This is a genomic window from Candidatus Uhrbacteria bacterium CG10_big_fil_rev_8_21_14_0_10_50_16 (assembly GCA_002774875.1).
Lineage (GTDB): Bacteria > Patescibacteriota > Patescibacteriia > UBA9934 > UBA11717 > UBA11717.
The window spans coordinates 22,759-41,820 of the sequence record PCYM01000004.1; the positions used below are offsets into that span (position 1 = coordinate 22,759).

Sequence of the window (19,062 nt, forward strand, 5' to 3'; positions counted from 1 at the left end):
CATGGAATCGGTCCCGCTCATGGGTGGTATTGGTTGGGAGGTCTTTGACCTGATCATCTTTGGGTTTCTTGTTGGGACGGGTGTGCTTGTTGCAGAACTTACGGCGCGTGCTCGGTTTCGGGGTTGGCATTGGTGGCGTATTTCGGTTGTTGTGTTGTTGCTCATGTCTTGGCTGACGGTCTTTTACGGATCGTTCATTGAGCCACACATTTTGCGTACGCACGAACAGTATATTGATATTGCAAAAGGAAACGCGGATCGAGATGTTCGCGTGATCGTATTTGCCGATCCGCATGCCGGCCCATACAAACACGAGGCATGGGCACAGAAAGTAGTGGATCAGATCAATGCGATTGACGCAGAAGTCGTTTTGATTATTGGTGACTATGTGTTTAATGCGACGGAGCAGGTGGAGATGCTGGCGCCCTACAGTCAAATCAACAAGCCCGTGTATGCGGTGTTGGGGAACCACGACCAGGAGTTTGCCGACGCAAATCAGGTTGCAGCGGCGATGGGATCATACGGGATTCACATGTTGCGTAACGCTTCGGAACCGTTTGTGTTTGAGAGTGGTGCTGTGGTGAATTTTGTGGGGATTGATGATGTGTGGTTTACGCCGGATCCGATCAAAGCACTTGGAGAAGCTCAACCGGATCAACCGACGATCATGTTGGCACACAACCCCGATTACATTTTGGACCCAACGTCGGATCAGGCAGATTTGGTGATCTCGGGTCATACACATTGTGGACAGATTCGTTTACCATGGTTGGGACCTGTGCCGCCGTTACCGACGGTGCTGGGCCGTGGCTGGGATTGTGGTCTGTACTCGTATGACGGAGGCCAGCTCTGGATTACGCCGGGTGTTGGAGAGACAGGACCGCGGGCGCGGCTGTTTAATCCTCCAACGATTGATATACTTACTCTTCATTTATAGCGATATGCGTTTACCAAACGTACAACGTATCAGTTTCTTCGTGCTTCGTGTTGTTTCTGGTTTATTGTTTTTTGCTTCAGGCCTTGGAAAAATTCTCACGGATTGGTCGGCGACTGGTTATTTGAATGCGGCTAGCGGTCCATTTGCAGGATTCTTTCAATCCATGGCGGGTAGCCCCGTGGTGGACGCATTAAATTCCTGGGGGATGTTGCTCATTGGGGTTGCATTGATCATTGGGTTTGGAACACGAATCGCGCTGTTTTTTGCAGCTCTGTTGATGGTGCTCTATTACTTTGCCCAGTTTGAGGCAAATACCGCGCATGGTCTGATCGACGAACACGTGATGTATTTCGTTGCGTTTTTTGTGATGGCGGCACATTCTGTTGGAGCTGTTTGGGGAGTCGATGCATGGGTCATGAGGCAAAAATGGTTTAAGAAAACGCCTTGGCTCGCCTACCTTATTGGATAATGTCTGTACGTACAGTTAATTTTGCGTCTCTGTCTGGAAAACGTGTTTTGTTGCGTGTTGATTTGGATTTGCCTGTAGAGCAAGGAGTTGTGCCACCAGGGCTTGTTCGATTTGATTCGGCTCTTGCGACGATTCAGCAACTTCAAGCGGCAGGTGCTCGCGTGATTGTCATGGGACATCGTGGGCGACCAGAGGGTGTGGATCTGGAGATGAGCATTTTGCCGATTGCGCAGGCGCTCATGGTGAAGCTACCAAAAGAATCTGCGCGATTTGTGGCTATGGGAGATCAAAAAGATCTTGTGGCTGCAACACAGGTGATGGCCAAAGGGGATGTCTTAATTTTAGAGAATCTCCGGTTTCATCCAGGTGAGCAGAAAAATGATCCTACCTTTGCAAAGCAACTCGCCGCACTTGGGGACGTGTATATGGATGATGCATTTGGGAATTGTCACAGAGATCATGCGAGTATGACAGGTATTACGCAGTTTTTGGAGAGCTTTGCGGGGCCAACGATCGTACGTGAATTGGAGGCATTAGAGCCTGTTCGATCTGTAAAAACGCATCCGTACGTGGCGATTGTTGGTGGAAAGAAAATAGCATCAAAGCTGCATGCGCTCACCGCATTGCTGAAAGAGGCGGACGTTGTATTTGTAGGTGGATCAATTGCGACGACGTTTTTTGTGGCACAAGGATTGAATGTCGGTGCGTCGTTATATGTACCGGAAGACGTTGCATTGGCGGAGTTACTGTTGCAGCACACGTCTTTACGGTTGCCGGTGGACGTTGTCGTAAAAAAGCCGGACGGAACGTATGCGGGGATTTTATTGGAGGCGATCGAACCTACAGATGTGATTGTGGATCTAGGATCCGAATCTGTTTTGCGCATGCGTACGGAATTAGAAAAAGCCAAGATGATTTTATGGAACGGTCCTGTGGGTATTATTGAGGAGCCAGCGTCACGCGTTGGATCCGATGCGATTGCGCACCTTGTCGCAGAATTTGCACGCGGCGCTGTATATGGCGTGGTTGGTGGAGGGAACACCGTTGGGTTACTGGAGGAGTTACGGCTTACGGATTTTATCGATCATGTCTCAACAGGCGGCGGAGCTATGTTAGAATATGTGGGAGGGCAAACATTGCCTGCGCTTGAAGTACTTAAGGAGGAAACCTATGTCAGACAAAATTGATCAAATTCACGCTCACGAAATTCTTGATTCACGAGGGAACCCCACGGTGGCGGTTTCCGTTTTGACGCGTAACGGGGTGCTTGGAACCGCGAGTGTGCCATCGGGTGCGTCGACCGGTTCTCATGAAGCTTGGGAATTACGTGATGGAGATCCAAAACGTTACGGAGGAAAAGGGGTTAAGAAAGCGTGTCGTAATGTAAACATGCGTATTGCTCCTAAGCTACGCGGGATGCGCGTTACGGATCAACGAGGAATTGATGATCTCATGATTCAATTGGATGGAACCGTAAACAAAAAACGGTTGGGGGCCAATGCCATTTTGGGCGTGTCGTTGGCCGTGGCACATGCGGCGGCAAAAACGAAGCATATGCCTTTGTATGCGTACTTGCGTTGGACGTTCGATATATTAGAGGAAAAATGGAAGATGCCCGTGCCGCTTATGAATATCTTGAACGGCGGGTCGCACGCAGATACGAATTTGGATATTCAGGAATTTATCGTAGCGCCAACGGGGATTCGGTCGTTTCGAGAACGTGTGCGTGCAGGATCGGAAATTTTTCATGCACTAGGAGATATTTTGCATGCAGCCGGATTGGACACGGATGTGGGAAATGAAGGTGGCTATGCGCCAAACCTTGGCAAGACTGAGGATGCGCTTATTTACATCATGAAGGCCATTAAAAAGGCGGGCTATGTTCCAGGTAAACAGATTCGCCTTGGATTGGATGTGGCGGCAAACGAGTTTTACAATGAGAAAAAAGATCGATACGTGATGCGTACCGATAAACGGAAAATGACGGATGAGCAGATGATTGATCTCATTGAGGAATGGGTAGATAAATATCCGTTTGTCTCTATCGAGGATGGATTACAAGAGGATAAATGGGAAGCATGGGAAGAATTGACGCGTCGTCTTGGCAAAAAAGTCTATCTGATTGGCGATGACTTGTTTGTAACAAATGCCGATAGGCTGCAGACGGGAATTGATCGCCAGGTCGCCAACGCGATTCTTATTAAGTTTAATCAAATTGGCACGTTATCGGAAACCATTCAAACGATTCAGCTCGCGCAAGCCAATAAATACAAAGTGATTATTTCTCATCGATCTGGTGAGACAACGGACACTACACTTGCGGATTTGGCAGTTGCGGTGAACGCGGATTTTGTGAAAACGGGTGCGCCTTCTCGATCCGAGCGATTGGTAAAATACAACCGACTCATGGAGATTGAAGAGGAACTCTTGCACAAGAAATAAAACATGCCAGAAGAAGCTACAACGCGTCCAAAACCGGTCGTCCTGTTGATTCTGGATGGGTTTGGAATTGCGCCAGACGATCAAGGAAACGCGATTTCTCAAGCACATACACCTGTTATGGATAGTCTCGTGGCGACCTATCCGGCGATGCCAATCCGGGCTTCTGGTGAGGCGGTTGGATTGCAATGGGGTTCGATGGGAAACTCCGAGGTCGGTCACCTTACGATGGGTGCAGGACGCGTGTACTATCAGTCGCTTCCGCGGATCGATCTTGCCATTGAGACGGGTGATTTTTTTACAAATCCGACATTGCTCAAGATGATCGAAACGGTAAAATTGTCCGGAGGAACACTTCATGTGGTTGGGTTGTTGTCGGAGGGAGGTGTACACGCGCATAGTCGACATTGTTATGCGATTTTGGAACTAGCAAAAAAATTAGGACTCACGAAGGTTGCCGTGCACGTTATATTAGATGGGCGCGACACTCTTTACAACGCCGGTTATCATGCGGTTGAGTTGTTGCAGGAAAAAATACAAGAGATTGGCGTTGGGGAGATTGCGAGTGTTAGCGGGCGTTTCTATTCCATGGATCGTGATAATAAATGGGACCGTACGGAGAAGGGGTATCGTGCCATGGCGGAAGGCGTGGGTGTTGAGGCGACAGACCCGCTATTGGCGATCAAAGAAAGTTACGCACGTGAGGTTTATGATGAAGAGTTCGTTCCAACGGTCATTGTTAATAAAGGGAAACCTGTTGCAACCGTGCAGGAAGGCGATGTAATCTTTTTTTACAATTATCGACCAGACAGGGCGCGTCAACTCACGCGCGCATTTGTCTTACCGACGTTTGATGGATTCTCACGGGATTATAATAATGGCGTTCTTGTGACAACAATGATGGAATATGAAAAAGGATTGCCTGTGGAGGTTGCTTATCCGCCAGAAGTGATTGCAAAGGGACTCTCGGAAATTTTGTCCAACACGGGATTGAAACAGCTTCATATTGCAGAAACAGAAAAATACGCTCACGTCACGTTTTTCTTTAACGGAACGCGTGAGAATCCGTTTCCAGGTGAAGAGCGTGTTGTCATTCCGTCTCCGCGCGTAGCCTCCTACGACGAGACGCCGGCAATGAGTGTAGTGGGGGTAACGGATCGGATCGTAAAAGAGATAAAAGCGGGGACGTTTGATGTGATTATTGCCAACTTTGCGAACGTGGATATGGTGGGACATACGGGAAATTTTGAGGCGACAAAGCTAGCGGTTGAATCGGTGGATGTGGCTGTGGGGAGAGTTGTAGAAGCGGTATTAGCAAAAAATGGTGTCGTGGTAATTACGGCAGACCATGGAAACGCCGAGGAGATGTCCAACCTCACAACGGCGCAAATGGACAAGGAACACAGTACAAATCCAATTCCATTGATTATTATTGGGAACGCGTATGCAGGTCAGCCGTCTGTGGTTGGGGATGTACCAAATAATGATTTGAGCCTTGTGTCGCCCGTGGGAATGATTGCCGATGTGGCACCAACGATGCTCCATATTTTAGGCATTCCAAAACCGCAAAGTATGACCGGGGAATCGCTGATTGTATGATTCAAGAGTTGGATCACCGGTTGAGTCGCGCGTTGTTTTTTGGTGCTAAGCAATCTTCGAGCAGGAGAGCTGTTACGATCTTTTTAGCTCGTTGGTTAATTATAATCATGGGTGCTCTCGTCGTCCTACTTACATTTTTAGACGTGCGTCGCGTGGCTCTTCTTGCGTTGGCGCTTGCGTTTGGATGGATCGTCAATAGTTTGTTAGGGAAATTCTATACACGCAAGCGTCCCTATACAACGCACGGGTACAAGGCACTAATTCATACATGGTTGTTGGGTGGATCGTTTCCGTCGGATCATGCCATGATGGCGGCTATTTTTGGATCGATCTTATTTTTGTTGGGAGGATGGTGGTTATGGATGGCGCCGCTGCTGATTGGTGGCGTGATGATTGGTCGCGTGATGGCAGGGGTTCATTATCCAAGTGATGTCATTACTGGATCAATTATTGGATGTTTGAGTGTGTTTGGAGCGTATTTCTTGATCTTCTTGTAGCTCTCACGTAAGCTCTACACAGGCATGTCGCCTTGGAGGTGGAATGATGGACTACGACCCGCAATGGGAAGAGGTATCGTTTCAGGAATGGGCGATGCGCTTAGCATGTGAGTTCAAGATCGCTGGTGCGGATCTGACTGCGCGTGTGTCGCAGTTTTTTGATTCCAACGGTCAGGCGTTTGAAGCGCTTATTGACACGCCGCGGATGCAGCGTCTTAGTGGGCGGCGGCAGTTTGGAGAGCGTCGGTATCGCGTAGAGGATTCGGGTGCGAGCCTATTGGCGCGACCGTTCCCTCATACACGCCTGACGCATGTGCAGCAGGTGGCTGCGCACGTACTCCCTGCTGGTCTCTGGTTGTCCTTGTGTGATAGGGATCTCAAGACGCTCGTGTGCGCAGCGTTGCTTCACGACGTGGACCACCCGGTATTTTCCCACACGGGAGATCGGTGGTTGATGCGTGAGCTGCGACTTGCGGATCACGAGGAACGTGCGTGCCAGACGGTGTGCACGGACGTGGAAATTAGATCTGCGTTGCGTCAACTGGATGTTCGTCCGGAAGATGTTGCCTCAGTGATTCGCGAGCAAGGGACGCTGGGACGTATCTTGTCACTCGTGGACACGTTGGCCTACGTGCAGTTGGACGGAAGGATCATGGGGCTCGTACGACCGCGAAATCTGCGGTTTGGTGTGGATGTGCTCATGAATCTCGTGGCGGTGTGCGACAGTGGGTTTACGGTGAAGCGGATCGAGCCAATGCAGGATGTGCTCAACCTGCGACATAGGCTTTTTGACACGCTATACAACAACGTTCCCAGCCGTGCGGGGAACCTCGTGGCAGAGCTCCTTCTGAGTGCCGGGCATGCTCAGGGTCTGGTTACGGAGTTGGACGTACGGTTCTTGTCGTGTACGACGATGGAACAGCGGATGCGTGCAGAGCTTGCCGGACAAACCGAGTGGCTACAATCGGCGATCGATATCCTCCTTTGCGGATGGAATGCTGCCGGACCGTGGAAGGTGACGCTTGTACAGACAGAGGCGGAAGTCACTGATTTGCGAGCAGATCACCAACATACTCTTGTGAGTCCGCCTATGAATACGCGCTCCAAAACCTATGTGTGCTGGGTCACAGGAGATGCAGTGCAGGAACTGACGGCGCATGGAGCGATCTCTGGGTCGCGAACACAGTACCTGGTGCTTACGTATGAGGGCGTCTAACGGCGCCCCCTCATTATTAAAATCGTGTATACTCTGTATGTGAACACAAAATGTTACATGAATATCATTATTTTTGCGGGAGGGGCCGGAACGCGTCTGTGGCCATTGAGTCGTACCGCCACGCCTAAGCAATTTGCGCCATTTTTTGAAGGAAAATCAACATTACAGCTGGCGATTGATCGCGTGCGAACGTTTGGGTTTGATCACATTTATATTTCTACAAATGCGGCATATGTGGAGCTTGTGCAACAACAGGTCCCAGAATTAGACTTGTCACACATTTTCTCTGAGCCGGCAAAGCGAGATTTAACGGCGGCGATTGGATTAGCCCTAGTTCGATTAAAAAAGCAGGGCGTGAGCGGTATTATTGGAATGCTCTGGGCGGATCACCTCATTGATCGCCCGGAGGTGTTTAGAGAAGCACTCAAAACGGCAGATGCACTCGTGCAAGAATCACCAGAACGGCTGGTTTTTATCGGGGAGCGACCGAGGTTTGCCAATCACAACCTGGGATGGATTCATGTGGGGCCAGAGCAAACGCCGGGTGCACGCGCCTTTTTGGGATGGAAGTATCGTCCCGAGCTAGAGGTATGTCAGACCATGCTCACCTCGGGGGAGTGGCTGTGGAATCCTGGATATTTTGTGTATGACATGGATGCCATTCTCAATATCTACAAGGAGCAGCAACTAGAAATGATTGAGGCACTCCAAGAGATGGTAGGGGATGAGGAGAAAATCGCAACCATGTATCCGTTGTTGCCGGCGATTCATTTTGACAATGCGATTGCCGAACATGTGGACCCGACGCAGGCGATTGTACTGTCGGTCGACATGGGGTGGAGCGATCCGGGAACGTTGTATGCCATGAAGGAAGCGCTGGCGGAGCGCGAGGAGATGAACGTTACGGAGGGTGCGGTGCTCACGCAGGATTCACGCGACTGTTTTGTGTATAATCAGGTGGACGGTCAACTCGTCACGACTGTTGGATTGGATGGAATTATGATCGTGAATACGGAGGATAGTATCCTTGTATGTCACCGGGACGCCGTGCCGCAAATTAAAGATCTATTGAATCGTATGAAAACGGAAGGGTATGAGGGACGACTATAGGAAAAAATCTAACTTTGGACGGGTCGTTGCACTCATTGTTGTGCTTGGGATGTTATGGTTGGGGGTAATAACGATTCAAGGTGTGGGGTCGATCTATTTTGGTACGCCGGATGAGAACGCAACGGCAGTGATCATTGATGTGACTCCTGGCTCATCTGTGAACACGATTATCGATCAACTTGTAAGCGAGGGACTGCTCAATACACCGTTTTGGTTCAAAGTTTATGGTCGACTTGCAGGGAAAGCACAGTCGTTACAAGCGGGGAATTTTGAAATTTATCCCGGAACAAATATTCGAGAACTATATGAGATTCTCGTAGACGCACATGTGGCCGAGCGTAAGGTGACCATTTTGGAAGGGTGGACGTTAAGGGATTTGGATGCCATGTTAGTGGAGCGAGGGATTGCGCAAGAAGATGAAGTAATGCAGTTAGCGAAAGACGCTACAATACGAGCGGATTATCCATTTTTGAATCAAATCCCGCGTGGATTGGATTTGGAAGGATATGTATTCCCGGAAACCTATCGCGTGTTTGCCAATGCCAACGCAGAGGACGTCTTGCGAAAGGCACTCGACACGTTCCAGGAGCGCATTGTGGACGCAAAGGCAGGCTCCATACAAAAAAATACACGATCCCTTTTTGAGATCGTGACGATTGCTTCAATTTTAGAACGAGAAGTGCGACGGCCAGAGGATATGCGACTGGTAGCGGATTTGATCGAACGTCGATTGGCGCTGGGAATGCCATTACAAATGGATTCCACGGTTAATTATGCAACGGGTAAGAGTGATCCTGGTGTTACGTTCGTAGATCGCGACACGCCATCACCTTACAACACGTATTTAAATCCTGGTTTGCCGGTGGGACCCATTAGCAACCCGAGTGAGGAGGCGATTGATGCGGTGCTTAGCCCCACGCCAAACGACTATTTGTATTTCTTGACGACGCCTGAGGGGGAGGTGGTCTATGCACGCACACATGACGAGCATTTAAGAAATCGTGTCCGGTATTTATAAAAATGTTCCCCCGCACCAGTGATGGCGCGGGGGTCTTGTTGTTCAGAGGTAGGACTGCAAGTCGCGCAGGGCGTCCCTCAGCGTTGCGGATCGAGAAGTAGTCCCGAGCCCATGCTCTTGTCCTTCTAGTAGGGCGAGGACGCACGAGTTGACGTTCAGGAGTTCTCTCGTGGGTCCTGGGATGGCGACGACTTCTGTGATCAGACGAGTCAGGATCTGACGCATGGTGGGTTGATTCACCTCTGCGCGCAGGATGTCGCGCATGGACTCCATGTTCCGACGAAGCCGGAGGAGTTGCAGTCCAGAGGACGAGGCCGAGAGCGCATCACGCGCGGACTCAAACGCCAGATTCTGCAGATGCGCACCCACCATCTTGAGCTCCGCTGCAACACGACGGATGTGCTTGAAGTAGGGACGCGGGAGAACGAGACCCTCCAGCCATTCGCGCAGGTGCTGCACTGATCGTCGTAGCTCCATGTACACGCTCCAGTTCGACGGACGTTCCCCGTTGGGGGAGGTGGTCAGAAGAGGGTGTGCCATGAGTACGCGGATTTGCTCGAGGAGCGAGAAGACCACTAGATCGCACCAGGTTCGGTAGCGACTCATCTGGAGTGTGCGCTCGTAGAGCCCCGGGAGGATCCCCTTGTCCACGATGAGTGCGCGGTTGTGCACCTGCAGACGTGCTGCCTCCAGGTAGTGTTGTGCCTGCGCGGAATCTCCGGCACCCCGTTCGATCATGCGGCTCAGCACGTTGAGGAGGTTTTCGGCGAGGGCCTTGCGGTCGTCCACCGATCCTTCTACTTGATCTAGCATGTCGTCCAACAACGCCACGATGTGCGCCGCCTGTGCTCCCGTGCGGAGTCCGTTCTTCAGGGCTTTCCCGTACTGTTCGAACGTACGGAGACGTGCACACTCGCCGTCACAGAACGGAACTCCCTCGTAGAACGCACGGGCACTCGAGAGACCACTGATCGCCCGGTCGAGATCGGGAAAGATCATGTAGCCGCCCAATCGCCTGTTGGACACCAACACGGTGCCGCCCTTGTGCATCCCTTCTTGGAACGATGTGCTGTTGCCTTCTTCCACGCAGGGATCCGCAAGCACGAACGCCTGGCAGGACCCGATGCGCACCATGGGACCGGTCACCCAGCCACCTTTGCGTACGGGGACCTTGCGCCGCTCGATTTGCGAACCGCTTGCCTTGGAACCTCTACCGGGTGGTTTGTTCATTGCCACCTCCTTCCGCCGTGAGATTAGTGGAAAAAGAGGGCTATGTCAATGATTCGGGAAGATGGGGTCTGTATTCAACATCAATCTGCTATAATCTCCCCATGTCTATTGATTACGCATCGGAATTAAACGAGGAACAGCTACGAGTCGTCCAAGAAGGGGACGGACCTACACTTGTGCTTGCTGGTGCCGGGTCTGGTAAAACACGCACGATTATTTATCGCGTAGCGTGGTTATTGGAGCATGGGGTAAAGCCGAGTGAGATTTTACTCGTAACATTCACCAATAAGGCGGCAAAGGAGATGACGACGCGGCTCGAAAGTCTGCTTGCGCGGCACCCTGGGAGTCTTTGGTCGGGAACGTTCCATTCGATTGCCAACCGCCTGTTACGTCGCCATAGTGGGCAACTTGGGTACGCTTCTAACTATACAATTTTGGATCAGGATGACAGCAAGAGTTTAATAAAAATGTGTGTAAAAGAGGCGAAAGTCAGCACAAAAGGTCGACGTTTTCCTTCGCCGCCAAACCTGCAAAGTGTTTTGAGTTATACACGTAATGCCTCACTTTCAATCCCAAGCGTGATCGAGAAGCGTTATCCGCAGTTTTCCGAGCATATGTTTGATATTGAGCGCATTGGAGAGTTGTATGAGCAAAAAAAGTTTTCATCAAACGCCATGGATTTTGATGACCTTTTGCTGAATATGCATCGCTTGCTCGTAGAGTGGCCAGAAATTGAGGATCAACTCGCCTCACAATTTCGTTATATTTTGGTGGATGAGTATCAAGACACAAACGTCTTGCAGGCAAATATTGTGGCACGCTTATCCAAGGTCCATAGGAATATTTTGGTGGTGGGGGATGACGCACAAAGTATTTATTCATTCCGTGCGGCAGATATTCAAAACATTCTCAAGTTTCCGTCTATGTTTGAGAGTTCACAGACATTTCGATTGGAAACGAACTATCGATCCACACCAGAGATTTTGGCGCTGGCCAATGATTCGATTGCCTATAATACGGATCAATTCGAGAAAGAGCTGAAGCCATTTCACACATCTGGTGAAAAACCGAGTACGGCACCGCACAGATCCCCAAGACAAGAAGCGAGCTTTATTGCGGACCATATTACAGCGAAGTTACATCATGATGGAGAGGCGGCAGAGATTGCTGTGTTGTTTCGTGCCGCGTATCAGTCGCAGTCATTGGAATTTGAACTCATGAAACGTCGCATTCCCTACGACTACAGAGGAGGGATGCGATTTTTTGAGCGTGCACACATTAAGGATGCAATCGCGTTCCAACGGATTATCGAAAACCCAAGAGATGCGGCTTCTTGGTTCCGTATTTTAGCGATGCAGGTAGGAGTGGGACCTGTAACGGCGCAAAAAATTATTTCCGTTGTACAAGAACGTAAGCCCGAGGAATGGATGGGGGATGAGATTTTTGGTTTTTTGCCAAAAAAAGCTGGCGAGGGATGGAAGCAGGCGCGCGAAATGCTCAAAACAGTTCTGGAGGCAACATCTATCTCGAGTCAAATACGCGCGGTGTTGTCGACGCCCTACGTGGAGTATTTGGAGCATCAGTATACAAACTCGGCTGATCGCATTACGGACTTGGAACAGCTTGCTATGTTTGCGGAACAATACACAGATCGCTCGGTGTTCTTAGAAGATGTGACATTGAGCGATGAGTTTGGATCTTCTATGGATCGTAACCGGTCGTTTAATGAACCTCGCATTATCCTCACAACCATTCATCAAGCAAAGGGGCTTGAATGGGATACAGTTTTTGTTATCTCGTTATCCGATGGATCATTTCCGAGTAGAAAATCGCTGGACAATGAGGCGGATATTCAGGAGGAACGTCGACTCTTTTATGTGGCCGTCACGCGTGCGCGTAAACATCTCTTTCTCACCTATGCGACCACGGGAATTGGTGACGCGTATCAAAGTTTCCTTCCTTCTATGTTTTTACAAGAATTATCGCCAGGATTAGTAACTGAGTTATCGCCAGGCCCAATGAGCCGGTCGGTTGCAGGAAGGGCTCCATCGCGATACGATCAGTACGACCAAGGTGATTTTAACCCTCAGGAGCCCATGATTGTGCTTGACGAGGTTGAATCTCGTCCCAAAACGTCTTCAGGTTATTTAGGAATGTATTAATATGGACTACAACAAGGCATCGATGGAATTGCATGCAAAATACCATGGGAAAATTTCCACAGGTGTTCCGTTTTTGATTGATTCACCAGAGATGCTCGCCGCCGCATACACACCTGGTGTGGCAAAACCATGTCGTGAGATTGCGAGAAATCCAGAATCTGTTTGGGATTTAACAATTAAGGGTCGAACGGTCGCGGTGATTACGGACGGATCTGCTGTTCTTGGTTTGGGAAACATCGGGCCTGAAGCAGCTTTGCCGGTTATGGAAGGCAAGGCGGCATTATTTAAGCAGTTGGCCAACGTGGATGCGTTTCCGATTTGTTTGGCAACGCAAAACGTCGATGAAATCGTGGAGACGGTCATACGCATTGCGCCTGTTTTTGGGGGAATAAATTTGGAAGATATTGCGGCGCCCGCGTGTTTTGAGGTAGAGCGACGCTTGATTGAGGCGCTGGATTTACCGGTGATGCATGATGATCAACACGGAACGGCGACCGTAATTTTGGCCGGGCTCATAAACGCCGCGCGTGTTGTTGGAAAAGAAATAAAGGATTTACACGTGTTGATTAACGGAGCTGGGGCTGCGGGATTGGCGGCAGCACATTTATTACACGGCGTTGGTGTTGCAAGTATTGCGGTCGTTGATAGCCGCGGAGTAGTCGTGGAGGGACGCGATAATCTCAACACGTACAAACAGGAAGTCGTTGACTATAATACGGACCATGTCGCCGGCACGTTGGCCGAGGCGATTAGAGGGCAAGATGTCTTTATTGGTGTATCGGCGCCTAACGTCCTTACGCGAGAGATGGTGGCAACCATGGCAAAGGATGCAATTGTATTTGCGATGGCTAATCCGGATCCAGAGATTCTGCCAGAGGAAGCAAGGGCTGGCGGAGCTGCGGTCGTTGCAACGGGACGCAGTGATTTTGCGAATCAGATTAATAATGCGCTTGTGTTTCCGGGAATGTTTAAAGGTGCTCTCTCGGTAAGAGCCCGTCTATTTACGACGGAGATGAAGGTTGCTGCCGCGCATGCATTGGCAGATATGATCCAAAATCCCACAGCGGAACACATTGTTCCAAGCCCATTAGATCCGGGCGTCGCGGAAAAGGTGGCGGAAGCGGTGGCAAGTGCGGTAAAATAGCTGTATGAGACGAGGACGAGTCACGAGAGAATGGAATCGATCAACGGCGAAGCGGACATCTCGTGTTCGTGGAGTTCGGCGTGGATCTGTTTGGCCACGTATTTTTGGATTTAGTGCGCTCCTTCTGGTTGCATTTTTTGTTGGCCGCGGCTTTAATAAAGAGGAGGTGTTGACAAATGCGGATGAGGTCAACAACCCAAAGCTTGATGTTGGAGGATCTACGGGCAGCGACACAACGGTGTCGGATATCCTTTCTGGGCACGTTCTGTCCATTCCGGTCGACGATGCGATTGTTTTAGACGAAACTGTTATTAATGAAGCAAATATTGCACAGGACACAACGGATATCTCGGTTGCGGCAAACGCTGTGGAGATTAATCTTGCAGCCATTGGAAGCTTCCACGGTACAGCTGCAGCTTCTTCTCAATTTGCCGATGGTGCATTTCAGCATGTGATTGTTGCGACATTACCAGACCTACCGGTTGGTTATTATTACGAAGGATGGCTTATTCGTTCTAAGCCATTTAATTTTGTGTCTACGGGGAAGTTTATTCAGCATGCGGATGATTTAAAATGGTATTTATTATTTGAGAGTCCTGAGGACCGCTTGGATTATAAAAAAGTTGTGATTACCTTAGAGCCGGATGACGGTAATATTGCGCCAGCTGATCATGTAATGGAGGGAGTGTTTGAGTAATTATGGATACGGCGGACTATTGGTCAAAGAAACACACGGCCTTCGGTCAGGTTAGTGAACCCTTGCCCCTTAATCTCTTTGTGGAGCAATGCTTAGGTTTTATCGATTCACAGGGACGGCTATTAAATCTTGGCGCAGGTCAGGGGGAAGATAGCATTTTTTTTGCTCAACATGGATTTACTGTCGTTACGACAGATATATCTCAAGTGGCAATCGATTTGTCACGCGAACGAGCTATGCTGGCCGCAGAGGAAACAATTGCACATCTCGTTGTAGACGTGCGAAATGTACTGCCGTTTGAAGATGAAGTGTTTGAGATAGTATTTTCAAACCTCGGGCTGCATTATTTCTCTGAGAAAGAGACGCGGGGAATCTTTAATGAGATACACCGTGTACTAGCATCAAAAGGAAAGTTCTGTTTTACTATGAATAATAGACACGATCCGGCCACGAATACAATGAAACAGATCGAGGAGGGTCTTTATTTGGATCAAGAGCGAGATATAGAAAAAAGTTATTTTTCTCTCGACCAAATTCGGCGGCTTTTAAGGGGCTTGTTTGTTATAGAATTACTCGATGTTGAGGGAGTGTCACCGTTTAAGGATTCAGCAATTGGTTTGACGCGCTGTATTGCAAGGAAAATTTGATCCCTGTCCCATAGATGGCGCAAAGTAAGGAGTGAGTACGGATGCCGTATGTTTCGGTTATGCTTTGTGATCAAAATGCCAGCCGGAGGTGCGCTCGTGAAGATGTGGGCTAAGAGCGGCGGCGCGTGTCCAGGCATGTTGTCCGAATTTTTCCGTAAGTTTGTCTAGAGCAGGGAGGAGAAGCGCATACTTCTGCTCTTTTTTGTTTGTGGAGAGTTGTTGATGCTCAGGGACAAGGTTCGTGACACGGATTCCAACAAGTCGTAAACGATTTTGCTGAAGATATTGTACAAGATATGGCCACCCAGAACTAAAAAGAGCTATGCCGTCCTGTGTAGGTTTGTCAAAACAAGCCTGCTTAGAGGAGAAGACACGTGCATCTGACCTATAGATAACGGAAAAAGATCGTGCTACAAGGTGCTGGAAACGAAGTTTGTACGCTACGCACTCACAGAGTTGTAAAAACGTTCCTCGCACCAAGAATGGATGAGAGAGATCTTGGGGGAGGGTATAGGAGTGACTAATGGATTTAGGTAAGTGATCGTCCGTGTCTAATACAGTTGATCCAATTCCTCGAGATGCCTGAAAAAGAAAAAGTCCGTATTGTTTGAACTCTTTAATTAAGAGGGGAAGTGGTGTGAGTTGTAGTTGCGCCGTGGTAGAGATCCCCAGCTCTTCTAGGTGTCGTAAAATATGTCGACCGATTCCAGGAATGTCATCTAGAGATCTTTCTGACAAAAACTGTAGATATTGGTCCGGCTGCACGATGGTTAATCCATTTGGTTTTTTTGATTCGCCGGCAATTTTTGCCATGAGTGTATTGTTGGCTAGACCGATAGAAACCGTAACGAACGTGCCGACCTCTTTAGCAAGATCTTGCTTAATATTGAGCGCAATTCCAATAGCTCCCATCCAATCATCTGTTTGTTCCGTAAGATCTACAAACGCTTCGTCCACGGATGTTTGCATGATTTTAGGCGAATAACGGCTTAAAATAGTCATAAAGCGATCAGTTATCTCGCTATATTTGCGAGGGTCACCGTTGATCATTTGCAGCTCAGGGCAAATGTTTGTCGCCTCCCAAGAGCTCATGGCCGTCTTGACTCCGCGCTGTTTTGCTTGGGTTGACGCGGTTGTTACAACGCTTCTGGTGCCTGGTTTGCCACCTACTCCAATTGCTTTGTCGCGCAAAAATGGGTTCGCCTGCTGTTCTACACTCGCGAAGTAAGAATTAAAGTCCACGTGCATAATGATCGACATACGCAGAGGATTATTCTGAATACATTTCAACTAACTTCCACTCAAGATTCTCTGTATCAAGTTGTAACTTGAAATAGTTTGTAAGGTCTGAGACGGAAAAAAAATAGAGTTTGCGGCTTCCCTCTCGTGTGGAATGGATCATGTTAACCGCACGTATATGGTAGAGCTTATGATTCCAATAGAGTGTTCGAGGAATGATGCGCTTTTCGCAGAAGTCCACACGAACCTCGACGGGATCGTTGATCCATTCAACGGACATACTAAGCGCGAACAATGATCATTTTGTAGGTGCGACGGTGAAGACGCTGTGGCTTACGTGTAAGAAATGATCGGAGTTTGCGTGTTTGATAGGTTGCATTCCAGGTACGAACCGCAAGAGATTTGGACATAGGGAATATAGGTATTAAGTAGAGAGCACACGTGAACATAGTGACTTCTTCGCCGAGTTTACTAATCTTCAAACACAGTCGTTTTGAGAATACGCATAGGTTCGTATGTTAAAACATGAGTGTTCTCGAGGACGACGGCTAAAAGCCTAGATTCATTCGCTAAGCACACAGATCTTTCTGTGCTGTTTTTGAACGTTATTACTGGATTTCTTGTGTGGGTTAGATAGGGTGAATTAAATTTAGGGAGAATAAAAGACTGCTACACGGAATAAATGAGGTATTCGATTCTCATCTTCCTGATTGTAGCGAGCTATCCGTTTGATAACCCACTCCGTTCGTATCTCGCAGCCTCGTGCGACCCCCGTCCACGAGGTTAGCCATCTACGAACGTGTTTGTAGCAGTTCTTTTCTTCTGTATCGTCCATGTTTCGATACAGGGCGGTACTCACATGGATTCCTTTTGCAAGGTGGAGGACCGCTCCGCACCGAAGTGAAGAGCAAAATTGTGGGGGCTAGAGCGTTTGGAATCTTCTAATAACCGCGCGTACGACGCCCTGAATGATAACGTCACGTACGTAGATGGGGCTCATAGTCTTGTTGGCGGGTTGCAAACGGATACGCTTCTCTTCTTTATAAAACCGTTTAAGCGTCGCATGTGTGTTATCGAGCAATGCAACGACGACATCCCCATTTTTGGGATAATTATTGCGTTCAATCACGACGTAGTCTCCGTCCAAAATGCCATCGTCAATCATGGATTCTCCTTTGACACGCAGTACGTAGGAGTTCATTTTATCTACGACGAAGTCTGCGGGAACAGCGATGGTATCGTTGGTCTCTACGGCCTCGATCGGCTCTCCTGCGGTAATAAGACCTGCAAACGGGAGAATGGCCACACGATCGCTGATCTCGCGTTCTGGTTCTACGACTTCGATGGATCGTGCTAGGCCGCCTGCACCACTTTCCAAACAACCTTTTTCCACAAGCGCTTGCACATGCTGAAACGCCGTTGCGGGTGAAGAGAGTTCAAAATACTCGGCAATCTCTCTATAAGAAGGTGCGTAGCCTTCCTCGGCAACGAACTTCTTGATGAAGCTAAAGACTTCTGATTGTTTTTTGGTGAGGGGAGTTCCCATAGGCGTTCGTGTTATGTTCGTAGTATACCCAAACAAAAACCGAACGCAAGCGGTAACCTGGGGATAACTTAGAGTGGGCTTGCAATGCTTTGGAGAAATGTTGTAGCAACGTGGGTGTACCGTTGGGTTGTACGTATATTGGTGTGTCCGAGAAGATGTTGAATATGGCGTATATCCGTTCCATTTTCCAAAAGATGTGTAGCAAAACTATGACGTAGTGAGTGAAACGTGGCCGATGGAGTAATATTGACTTGTTGACAGGCATGTTCAAATACAATTTGTAGTGTGCGCGATGAAAGGCGTCCGCCGCGCTGACTCTCGAATAAGTAATCATCTTCTGCTTTTCCGGCTGTAAATGATGCAAGGGCCGGGATTAATGATTTTGGTAGGAGGGTTATGCGATCTTTGCGGCCTTTTCCTTGGAAAACAAGGAGAACACCACGTGAGAAGTCAACACTTCCTGCTCGAAGGTTGGTAAGTTCTGATACGCGTAGACCGGCTCCGTAAGCCAAAGCGATCATTACTTTGTGCTTATTATTTTGGAGGGATGCTAGCATTTTTTCTATATTGTCGTGTGAAATTGTTACAGGTAGTCGTGTAGGCCGCTTGGCATAAGGAAGATGAATAGGACAAGCTATGTGCAAAACATCTTGATAGTAGAATTTAATAGCATGTAGATAGGAATTGCACGTTTGTGCGGCACGAGCGTTTTTGTGAAGCGCAAGAAGGAATTGTTTTATGTGTTCTGTATTTGGGCTTTGAGTGTCGGGATATTGTTGTAGAAAACGGCGCAAGCAACCCAGATAGGATCGACGAGTGGCCGAGCTGTATTGTTTGAGGTATAGGAGGTCATGTGCTTGATTGAGAGCGTTTTGAATGCTTGTTTGAGTGTTCATAGAAGTTTATTAAAATAAAAACCCACACAGGTGGGAGGTTGAGGGGCTGTTTTTATGTAGCTTAAAAGGGGGTATAGCGGCTCGTAGAGCTATGTCTATTGTTGCGTACTCGTTTTTATTTGTCAATTGCGCATATCCAACGCATTCGATACACTTATTCACAGTTAGTTCAGATAATAACCAGTTCGGCAGAAATGGCGCTACGCTTCATTTCTA

Annotated in this window: 18 protein-coding genes; 13 read left to right on the forward strand and 5 right to left on the reverse strand. The window is 48.7% G+C overall.

Annotated elements, in window-relative coordinates; translation table 11 throughout:
* Position 1: 1 nt before the first annotated feature.
* The 9 genes from COV06_02415 to COV06_02455 are packed head-to-tail and all read left to right on the forward strand — an operon-like array spanning position 2 to position 9,285.
* A complete protein-coding gene (locus tag COV06_02415) occupies positions 2–937 on the forward strand; it encodes a hypothetical protein (protein ID PIR47645.1) in 936 nt (311 codons plus the stop codon).
* Complete coding sequence (locus COV06_02420) at positions 834–1,406, forward strand: hypothetical protein (GenBank protein PIR47646.1); 573 nt, start codon at positions 834–836, stop codon at positions 1,404–1,406. The genes COV06_02415 and COV06_02420 overlap by 104 nt, the downstream gene beginning before the upstream one ends.
* Positions 1,406–2,593 (forward strand): phosphoglycerate kinase, encoded by a 1,188-nt coding sequence (gene pgk / locus COV06_02425; GenBank protein PIR47647.1) that lies wholly within the window; start codon positions 1,406–1,408, stop codon positions 2,591–2,593. Before COV06_02420 ends, pgk begins: the two co-directional genes overlap by 1 nt.
* Positions 2,577–3,848, forward strand: coding sequence for a phosphopyruvate hydratase (locus COV06_02430; GenBank protein PIR47648.1), 1,272 nt, complete (start codon positions 2,577–2,579; stop codon positions 3,846–3,848). The genes pgk and COV06_02430 overlap by 17 nt, the downstream gene beginning before the upstream one ends.
* Positions 3,849–3,851: 3 nt before the next feature.
* Positions 3,852–5,444 (forward strand): phosphoglycerate mutase (2,3-diphosphoglycerate-independent), encoded by a 1,593-nt coding sequence (locus COV06_02435; GenBank protein ID PIR47649.1) that lies wholly within the window; start codon positions 3,852–3,854, stop codon positions 5,442–5,444.
* Positions 5,441–5,941, forward strand: a complete 501-nt coding sequence (locus COV06_02440; protein PIR47650.1) for a hypothetical protein — start codon at positions 5,441–5,443, stop codon at positions 5,939–5,941. Before COV06_02435 ends, COV06_02440 begins: the two co-directional genes overlap by 4 nt.
* A gap of 43 nt (positions 5,942–5,984) precedes the next feature.
* A complete protein-coding gene (locus tag COV06_02445) occupies positions 5,985–7,157 on the forward strand; it encodes a hypothetical protein (protein PIR47651.1) in 1,173 nt (390 codons plus the stop codon).
* Between the two features lie 57 nt (positions 7,158–7,214).
* On the forward strand, positions 7,215–8,267 hold the full coding sequence (locus COV06_02450; protein PIR47652.1) for a hypothetical protein: 1,053 nt from the start codon (positions 7,215–7,217) through the stop codon (positions 8,265–8,267).
* Positions 8,251–9,285, forward strand: coding sequence for a hypothetical protein (locus tag COV06_02455; protein ID PIR47653.1), 1,035 nt, complete (start codon positions 8,251–8,253; stop codon positions 9,283–9,285). Before COV06_02450 ends, COV06_02455 begins: the two co-directional genes overlap by 17 nt.
* Positions 9,286–9,327: 42 nt before the next feature.
* On the opposite strand, the gene COV06_02460 is transcribed toward COV06_02455, so the two are convergent.
* Positions 9,328–10,335 carry a hypothetical protein gene (locus COV06_02460; GenBank protein ID PIR47654.1) on the reverse strand — a complete coding sequence of 336 codons (1,008 nt, stop codon included), beginning with the start codon at positions 10,333–10,335 and terminating at the stop codon, positions 9,328–9,330.
* Positions 10,336–10,349: 14 nt separating this feature from the next.
* Between COV06_02460 and COV06_02465 the strand changes: the two genes are divergently transcribed.
* From COV06_02465 to COV06_02480, 4 genes are read left to right on the forward strand one after another with little or no spacing between them, the layout of a single operon-like run.
* Positions 10,350–12,677, forward strand: coding sequence for an ATP-dependent DNA helicase (locus tag COV06_02465; protein ID PIR47655.1), 2,328 nt, complete (start codon positions 10,350–10,352; stop codon positions 12,675–12,677).
* Position 12,678: 1 nt separating this feature from the next.
* A complete protein-coding gene (locus COV06_02470; protein ID PIR47656.1) occupies positions 12,679–13,821 on the forward strand; it encodes an NAD-dependent malic enzyme in 1,143 nt (380 codons plus the stop codon).
* Between the two features lie 4 nt (positions 13,822–13,825).
* A complete protein-coding gene (locus COV06_02475) occupies positions 13,826–14,518 on the forward strand; it encodes a hypothetical protein (protein ID PIR47657.1) in 693 nt (230 codons plus the stop codon).
* Positions 14,519–14,520: 2 nt separating this feature from the next.
* Positions 14,521–15,165 (forward strand): hypothetical protein, encoded by a 645-nt coding sequence (locus tag COV06_02480; protein ID PIR47658.1) that lies wholly within the window; start codon positions 14,521–14,523, stop codon positions 15,163–15,165.
* 57 nt (positions 15,166–15,222) lie between these two features.
* Here COV06_02480 and COV06_02485 read toward each other — a convergent pair whose 3' ends face one another.
* The 4 genes from COV06_02485 to COV06_02500 form a co-directional block, all read right to left on the reverse strand.
* A complete protein-coding gene (locus tag COV06_02485) occupies positions 15,223–16,425 on the reverse strand; it encodes a hypothetical protein (GenBank protein ID PIR47659.1) in 1,203 nt (400 codons plus the stop codon).
* Between the two features lie 10 nt (positions 16,426–16,435).
* Positions 16,436–16,684 (reverse strand): hypothetical protein, encoded by a 249-nt coding sequence (locus COV06_02490; protein ID PIR47660.1) that lies wholly within the window; start codon positions 16,682–16,684, stop codon positions 16,436–16,438.
* A 642-nt stretch (positions 16,685–17,326) separates the two neighbouring features.
* Positions 17,327–17,950 (reverse strand): repressor LexA, encoded by a 624-nt coding sequence (locus tag COV06_02495; protein PIR47661.1) that lies wholly within the window; start codon positions 17,948–17,950, stop codon positions 17,327–17,329.
* Positions 17,951–18,018: 68 nt separating this feature from the next.
* Positions 18,019–18,846: an integrase gene (locus tag COV06_02500; GenBank protein ID PIR47662.1), complete on the reverse strand. Its 828-nt coding sequence runs from the start codon at positions 18,844–18,846 to the stop codon at positions 18,019–18,021.
* Between the last annotated feature and the right edge of the window lie 216 nt (positions 18,847–19,062).